The sequence below is a fragment of the Sulfuricaulis sp. genome, assembly GCF_049587675.1.
In the GTDB taxonomy this organism is placed as follows: Bacteria; Pseudomonadota; Gammaproteobacteria; order Acidiferrobacterales; family Sulfurifustaceae; genus Sulfuricaulis.
The window spans coordinates 1-7,917 of record NZ_JBAVEJ010000142.1 but is presented as its reverse complement, the minus strand read 5'-3'; the positions used below and the strand labels follow the sequence as shown (position 1 = coordinate 7,917).

The window sequence follows — 7,917 nt, the reverse complement described above, 5'->3', positions numbered from 1 at the left end:
GGCGTGTATCAACTGGTCAAGGGTCAGCACACGAAGGGAATTGACGTTAAAAATTTCTCTCCGACCTATCGCGCACTCGAGGGTTATGACATCGAGAAACTGTACGTGGAGAAGGAATCGATGGAAGCCCGCGGACTGAAGGAGAGTGACATTATCGTTCCCGTGAAGGTGATGAGCGTTCAGGAACTGGCTGACCTCATGCTGACGCAAGACGTAATCATGAGCTTTTAAGGGGATTGAGACATGCTGCACACCGTGAATAAATCGCCCACTGAACGCAACGCCCTGGAGAGCTGCCTCAAGTATCTCAAAAAGGGTTCCGTCGTCCTGTTGATCGAAGACGGCGTGTACGGCGCGCTGAAAGGCACTGCGACCACCAAGATGGTCGAACAGGCACTCAAGAATTTCCCGGTCTATGCGCTGTATCCCGATATCGAGGCGCGCGGGATGCAGGACCGGGTTATCGACGGCATCAAGCTGGTCGACTACAGCGGGTTCGTGGATCTGGTGGCGGAACACCCCACCTTCCAGGCCTGGCTTTGATATTTATCAATGACTTTAACCGACGAGGAGTACATACATGCCTATCACCGTAGCAGGTAAGACCATCGAAACCGATGAGGAAGGATATCTTTCCAACCGTACCGACTGGAACGAGGAAGTCGCGAAGGAAATGGCCAAGGCTGACAACTGCGATCTGTCGCAGAATCACTGGGAAGTGCTCAACTTCCTGCGTGAATACTACGAAGAATACCAGATCGCGCCTGCCGTGCGCGTATTGACCAAGGCGATCGGCAAGAAACTCGGCGCGGACAAGGGCAACAGCAAGTATCTGTATGAACTGTTCCCCTACGGTCCCGCGAAACAGGCGTGCAAATACGCCGGCCTGCCGAAGCCGACGGGCTGCGTCTAAAAAAGGTTGCCGACCGGGCGCCGGTTGATCTGTATCATGTCGGGCCGCAGCGCCTGCTTTACACTGGCGGTGCTGTGGACAGTTAAGTAGCGGGGTAACGATGTCAGTCGTGACACTGATTTACGCACTGCTGTTCTACTTGGCGACGGCTATCCTCGTCATCGGCGTGACGCGCAAGATCTTCATCTACGCGCGCACGCCGCAGCCGTTGAAAATCCCGACTACTCCGGCGCCGACCACCCGCGCCGGAGTTTGGATGCGCATGGCGCGCGAAGTCACGTTGTTCGAGAGCCTGTTCAAGTCGAACAAGTGGACCTGGTTGTTCGGCTGGTTGTTCCACCTCTGTCTGTTCGTGGAGCTGCTCTGGCACCTGCGCTATTTCACCGAACCCGTGTGGTTCTTCGTGCCGCTGCTTCAGTGGTTTATCATTTTCACCGGCTTTGGCATGGTCGCTGGCCTCCTGGGGTTATGGGGGCGCCGGTTTGTGGTTGACCGCGTGCGTTACATCAGCAATTTATCCGATCACCTTATGCTGGCGCTGCTGGTCGGTATCGGGGCCAGCGGTCTCTCCATGAAGTATCTGGCCCGCACCGACATCGTTTCCCTCAAGGCCTTCTTCCAGGGATTGATGACGTTCAACTGGCAACCGCTCCCGGCCGACCCGGCGCTGCTGGTGCATCTCACGCTGGTGGCGACGCTCATGATCGTGTTCCCGGTCAGCAAGCTGCTGCATGCCCCTGGTGTGTTCTTCAGTCCCACCCGCAACCAGGTCGACAATGCGCGCGAGAAACGCTGGGTTGCCGGCTGGAGCGCGAAAATCGACAACACCAAGGCAGCGGAGAATTAAACGATGGCTGATATCGAAACACCGGTCCTCGGCGAATACCAGGTAATTCCCCATATCAAACTCGACACGATGGCCGGCTCCAAGCCGTACATCGCGAAACCCGATGTCCAGGCCGGCATGGGTTTCCCGAAAGAGCTGGTGCCGGACTGGGAAAACGTCGCCGTCAAGAAACTGGGCGATCTGGTTTCGCAATCGCGCGCGCTCCAGGTGTTCCTGGATTCATGCGTGAAGTGCGGCGCCTGCACTGACAAGTGTCATTATTATCTCGGCACCTCCGACCCGAAAAACATGCCGGTCGCGCGCCAGGACTTGTTGCGTTCCGTATACCGGCGTTACTACACCTTCGCCGGAAAATTCTTCCCCAAGCTCGTCGGCGCGCGCGACATGACCAAGGACGTGCTCGACGAGTGGTATACCTACTTTCACCAATGCTCGCAGTGCCGCCGCTGCTCGGTGTTCTGCCCTTATGGCATCGATACCGCCGAGATTTCTATGGCCGCGCGCGAAATCATGGACACCGTCGGTCAGGGCCAGAAGTATTGCAACGAAATCCTCGTCAAGGTCTACTCGATTGGCAACAACCTCGGTCTGCCGGGACCGGCGCTTGCCAACACGCTGGAGGGCCTCGAGGAAGATGTCAAAGACGATACCGGCGTGGACGTGAAGTACCCGGTTGACGTCAAGGGCGCCGAAGTGCTGGTAGTCACCCCCTCGGCCGACTTCTTCGCCGAGCCGCATGTCGACGGGCTCATCGGCTACGGCAAGGTGTTCCATGCCGCCGGTGTATCCTGGACGCTTTCTTCGCACGCGTCCGAAGCCGGCAACTTCGGCATGTTTATCGGCTCGAGCAAGGACCTGCACAAAGTCGCCAAGCGCATCCGCGAGGCGGCGCTGGATCTGGGCGTCAAACGCATCGTCGTCGGCGAGTGCGGTCATGCCTGGCGCGTGGCTTACAGCTTCTGGAATACGCTCATCGGCCCGTTTGATTTCCTCGACCAGCGCTACCCGATACCGCAGCATATCTGCGAGTTCACCTACGACTTGATTCAGCGTAACGCGCTCAAATTCGACAAGAGCGCGAACGACGACAAGGTCGTCACTTTCCACGACTCCTGCAACGTGGCGCGCGCCTCACGCATGGGCAACATGCCGGGCGGCCAGTTCATCATTCCGCGCGCCGTGGTCAAGGCGTCGGTCAACAAGTTCTTCGACATGGCGCCCGAGACCATTTATGAAAGCACCTACTGCTGCGGCGGTGGCGGAGGACTGCTCACCGACGAGCTCCTGGACCTGCGTATCAAGGGCACGGCCCCGCGCATGCAGGCATTCAAGGACGTTGTCGAACAGCACGGTGTCACCCACATCGCCGCGATCTGCGCCATCTGCAAGGCACAGTTCACCAAAGTCCTGCCTTACTACAAGTTCCCGATGGACACGATTCAGAGTGTTCACGGACTGGTCAGCAAGGCAATCAAGCTTGGCGCGGTAAACGAATAGTTTTTTCACTGGCAAACAGTTTCTAGAGACAGGAGATTCGAATGGCAACTCCCGCAGACAAGACCAAAGAGGTCAAGACCGCTTTAACGTTCCGGAAATTCAAGGACGGCGACCAGGAATGGCCTTCCTTGCAGTCGCGGATTTTCACCGCCGATGCAACCGACAAGTGCCCGACCTACGTGCACAAGACGCCTCCCTGTCAGGCGAGCTGCCCTTCGGGCGAAGACATCCGCGGCTGGCTCAACATTGTGCGCGGCATCGAGAAACCGTCGAAGGACATGAAGTGGCAGGAATATGCTTTTAACCGCCTGACCGAGGCGAACCCCTTCCCTTCCATGATGGGGCGTGTTTGCCCCGCCCCGTGCCAGACGGGCTGCAATCGCAACGTGGTGGAAGACTACGTTGGCATTAACTCAGTCGAGCAGTTTATCGGCGACAACGCGCTGGCCAACAAGTTCGCGTTCAAGCCGGCCGAACACGCCACGGGCAAGAAAGTCGCGATCATCGGTGGCGGTCCCGCGGGCCTCGCGGCGGCCTATCAGCTGCGTCGCAAGGGACACGCGGTAACCATGTTCGACGACCACGATGAGCTCGGCGGCATGGCGAAGTACGGCGTGCCGGGCTATCGTCTGCCGCGCGAATCGCTGAACGGTGAAATCAATCGCATCGTTAACATGGGCGTGGAGGTCAAGCTCAAGACACGGGTCGGCGTGGATATCCCGATGAAGGATATTGAAAAACAATTCGATGCCGTCCTGTTCGCCATCGGCTGCAAGTCCGGCCGCGCGCTCCCGGTTCCCGGCGCAGATGCGCCGAATTGCATCACCGGCGTGGCTTTCCTCGAGGCCTTCAACCAGGGCCGCCTCAAATCCGTGGCCGGTCGCGTAATCGTGATCGGTGGCGGCGACACCTCCATCGACGTCGCCTCAGTGGCGCGCCGCCTGGGTTACATCAAAGAACTGGCCGAGTCCGAGCGTCCGGAATATGTCGTCATGGGCCAGACCGCGCATGACGTAGCGGTCACGGCCAAAAAGGACGGCGCCGAGGTGTTGCTGATGTCGCGCCAGCCGGTGGAGAAGATGAACGCCGCCAAGCATGAAATTGACGATGCCCAGCGCGAAGGCGTGAACATCCGCGGTTCGCTGCAGCCGGTACAGGTCATCCTCGACGACAAGGGCCGCGCCAAGGCACTGCGTGTCATCGAGCTCGACTACTCCAGCGGCAAACCGGTGGAAAAACCGGGCACGGAGCAGAACCTGGAAGCCGATCTGATCGTTTCCGCCATCGGCCAGATGGGCGACTTCCGCGGCATGGAAGAATTCAACAACGGCAAGGGCCTGATCAATGCCGATAAGTTCTATCAAGTGCCCGGCAAACCGGGCCACTTTGTTTGCGGCGATATCATCCGCCCGCACCTGCTCACCACGGTGATCGGTCAGGGGTCGATTGCGGCCGAAAGCATCGATCACTTCCTCAGCAAGCAGGACATGGGCAAGCGTCCCAAGGTGGACGTGCACCACTTCAGCCTGCTCGCCAAGCTGCAGGAAGTGGGCCTGACCCCGAAGGAATTCAAACCGGAGGGTCCGGAAAGCGAGCGTGCGATCGACCGCGGTCTGCGCGGCACATCGGAACAGGGCAAGGCCGTCGGCGGCTTCGCGGTACACAACTTCGAAGACCGTTCGGAAGCCGAAGTGTGCCAGTCGGACGAACTGTTCCTTGGCCACTTCCAGTATTCCGCGCGCCACCTGCGCACCGAGATGGTCCCCGACGCCAAGGAGGTGCTGGGACACTTCAAGGAACGCATGCTCGGCCTGGATGAAAAACAGACTGTCGAGGAAGCCAAGCGCTGCATGAGTTGCGGCATGTGCTTCGAATGCGACAACTGCGTCATCTACTGTCCGCAGACCGCCGTCAAACGCACACCCAAGACCGAATCGACGATGGGGCGCTATGTGTACACCGATTACGATCTGTGCATCGGTTGCCATATTTGCGCTGACGTCTGCCCGACAGGCTACATCAAGATGGGCATGGGCGATCACTAAGATAACCCGCGACGATGAACAAGATCAGGCGAATGGTGTTTGGCGGCGTGGCCGTGGTGGCGGCCGGCATGCTGGCTGTCGCGGCGGTGCTGGCGGCGGATACTTCCGGCGCGAAACCCGCTCTCGGCCCGACCGTGAAGATATACAAGGGTGAGAAGTGCGTTGAACCAACCGCGGAGATGCGGCGCAACCACATGAAATACATCCTGCATCAACGCGATGAAACCATGCACAAGGGAATTCGCACGACGAAATACAGTTTTAAAAACTGCGTTGACTGCCACGCCGATCCCAATACCAACAGCGTGCTTGGCAAGGATGGATTCTGCGAAAGCTGTCATATCTACGCTTCCGTCAGCATCGATTGCTTCACCTGCCATTCGTCCGCGCCGGAAAAGAACGGGCAACCGCCCAAGGCGGCGGGCCCTGCCGGTACGATGGAAAGCATGCACACCTCCGCCGCGATGGGCACAGCCAACGGGAATCAACCATGAGCCTCAGTCGCAGAGAATTCATTGGAATTGGCGGCGCCGCTGTCGCCGGCATGGCGCTGGCGCCGGGCTTGCGTCTGGTTGAGTTGGCGACGGCCCGCTCTCCCGAAGCAGCCGCCACCAGCCTGCAGCGCTGGGGCTTGCTCGTGGATATCGGTAAATGTCACGACTGCAACGTCTGTGTCACCGCCTGCCGCACGGAAAACGGCTGGGACGGGCACAACCGTCCCGCCACCGACGCCCAGTGGATTCGCAAAGTCGAACTCAAGGACAAGCTGACCGGCTACGTCGAGTCGCTTCCGGTCCTGTGCCAGCACTGCGCGGAACCGCCGTGCGTGGATGTCTGTCCCACCGGCGCCTCGTTCAAGCGTATCGACGGCATTGTGCTGGTGGACAAGCATATCTGCATCGGCTGCCGCTACTGCATGATGGCCTGCCCGTACAAGGCGCGTTCCTTCGTGCACGAAGAAACCACAAACCAGAAAGCGTACGCACCGCGCGGCAAGGGCACAGTCGAGTCCTGCACGCTGTGCGTGCACCGCGTGGATGCCGGAAGAATCCCAGCCTGTGTCGAGGCCTGCACCAAGGACGGCAACAAGGCCATGGTCTTCGGTGACCTCAAAGATCCAAACAGCGAGATCAATAAACAGCTCTCATCCGCTCCCACCACCCAGCTGCGCCCGGACCTGAATCTGAATACCGGCGTGCGTTACCGGGGGATCTGACGCATGGCACATATGCAATACGGAACAATTGGACCACGCAGCGTCGGTTTCTATGCCGTGCTGGCCATACTCGGCGCCATCACCCTCGCGGGACTGAGCGCCGCCCTGTACATGGAGCACCATGGCCACTGGATCACCGGTATGTCGAACCAGGTCATCTGGGGCGTGCCGCATGTATTCGCCGTGTTCCTGATCGTGGCGGCCTCGGGCGCGCTCAACGTCGCCTCGATTGCCTCGGTCTTCGGCCGTCAGCTCTACAAACCGCTGGCGCGTCTCTCGGGCCTGCTGGCGATCACCCTGCTGGCCGGCGGTCTGGCGATACTGGTCCTGGATCTCGGACGGCCGGACCGTCTGATCGAAGCCATGACCTATTACAACTTCAAGTCCATTTTCGCGTGGAATATCTACCTCTATATGGGCTTTTTCGGCATCGTCATCGTCTATCTGTGGATGATGATGGAGCGCCGCATGAACGATTACACCAAACCGGTCGGCATGCTGGCGTTCATCTGGCGCCTGACTCTCACCACCGGTACCGGTTCCATCTTCGGTTTCCTGGTGGCGCGTGAAGCCTATAACTCGGCGATCATCGCGCCCATGTTCATCATCATGTCCTTCGAATTCGGTCTGGCGATATTCCTGGTGGTGCTGATGGCCGGGATGCGCTGGACGGGCCGGGAATTGGGCGACGTCGTGTTCAGCCGTCTGCGTAACCTTCTCGGCGTGTTTGTCGCCGCGGTGCTCTATTTCGTCACCGTCTATCACCTCACGAACCTGTACATCACGCAGCGCCACGGGGTCGAGGGCTTTATCCTGCTGAACGGCGGTGTCTATACGAAGATGTTCTGGCTCGGCCAGGTGATCGTGGGTGGTGTTATCCCGCTGATCATATTGTTCTCCGGACTCGGCAAGTCGCGGGCGCTGACGGCACTCGCCGCCGTTCTCGTCGTCCTCGGCGGCCTGGCCCAGATCTACGTCATCATAATCGGCGGCCAGGCATATCCGATGCCGCTCTACCCCGGAAAAGACATCGTCAGTAGCAGTTTCTTCGACGGCGTCGTGACCATGTATTCACCGAGCCTGCCCGAGGTAGTTCTCGGTATCGGTGGCATAGGACTGGCGCTCGTCATGGCGGCCTTCGCCATGAGGGTTCTACCCTTCCTCCCGCAGAGCCTGTCGGATGCCGATGCTGACCCGCATTACAAAGCGAATGCCGCCAAGGCCGCTTAATTTCATTTTTCTCCGCAAAGTCGCAAAGAACGCAAAGATTTTTGAAATTTTATCGGGTATCTGATCACAATTTCTTTGCGCACTTTGCGTCTTTGCGGTAAATAATCCTATTCAAGGTGGTGGCGCATGAATCGTTTGCTCATCTCCGCCGCTCATAAATCCTCGGGCA

The 7,917-nt window shown here is 58.9% G+C and carries 9 protein-coding genes; all 9 read left to right on the top strand.

The features are described from left to right. Nucleotides 1–231 (top strand): DsrE family protein (locus WB402_RS07465; RefSeq protein WP_424206482.1); only part of this gene is annotated, 231 nt, incomplete at its 5' end. A gap of 12 nt (nt 232–243) precedes the next feature. After that, nucleotides 244–543: a sulfurtransferase complex subunit TusB gene (tusB, locus tag WB402_RS07460; protein ID WP_424206480.1), complete on the top strand. Its 300-nt coding sequence runs from the start codon at nt 244–246 to the stop codon at nt 541–543. A 37-nt stretch (nt 544–580) separates the two neighbouring features. After that, nucleotides 581–913: a TusE/DsrC/DsvC family sulfur relay protein gene (locus WB402_RS07455; protein ID WP_424206478.1), complete on the top strand. Its 333-nt coding sequence runs from the start codon at nt 581–583 to the stop codon at nt 911–913. A 100-nt stretch (nt 914–1,013) separates the two neighbouring features. Next, nucleotides 1,014–1,760 (top strand): respiratory nitrate reductase subunit gamma, encoded by a 747-nt coding sequence (locus WB402_RS07450; protein WP_424206476.1) that lies wholly within the window; start codon nt 1,014–1,016, stop codon nt 1,758–1,760. Between the two features lie 3 nt (nt 1,761–1,763). Then, on the top strand, nt 1,764–3,257 hold the full coding sequence (gene dsrK, locus WB402_RS07445; RefSeq protein ID WP_424206474.1) for a sulfate reduction electron transfer complex DsrMKJOP subunit DsrK: 1,494 nt from the start codon (nt 1,764–1,766) through the stop codon (nt 3,255–3,257). A gap of 41 nt (nt 3,258–3,298) precedes the next feature. Beyond that, nucleotides 3,299–5,302: an NAD(P)-binding protein gene (locus WB402_RS07440; RefSeq protein WP_424206472.1), complete on the top strand. Its 2,004-nt coding sequence runs from the start codon at nt 3,299–3,301 to the stop codon at nt 5,300–5,302. Nucleotides 5,303–5,316: 14 nt separating this feature from the next. Further along, complete coding sequence (locus WB402_RS07435) at nt 5,317–5,796, top strand: hypothetical protein (RefSeq protein WP_424206470.1); 480 nt, start codon at nt 5,317–5,319, stop codon at nt 5,794–5,796. Continuing rightward, nucleotides 5,793–6,518: a sulfate reduction electron transfer complex DsrMKJOP subunit DsrO gene (gene dsrO / locus WB402_RS07430; protein WP_424206468.1), complete on the top strand. Its 726-nt coding sequence runs from the start codon at nt 5,793–5,795 to the stop codon at nt 6,516–6,518. Before WB402_RS07435 ends, dsrO begins: the two co-directional genes overlap by 4 nt. Before the next feature lie 3 nt (nt 6,519–6,521). After that, complete coding sequence (gene nrfD, locus WB402_RS07425; RefSeq protein WP_424206466.1) at nt 6,522–7,748, top strand: NrfD/PsrC family molybdoenzyme membrane anchor subunit; 1,227 nt, start codon at nt 6,522–6,524, stop codon at nt 7,746–7,748. Nucleotides 7,749–7,917 lie beyond the last annotated feature (169 nt).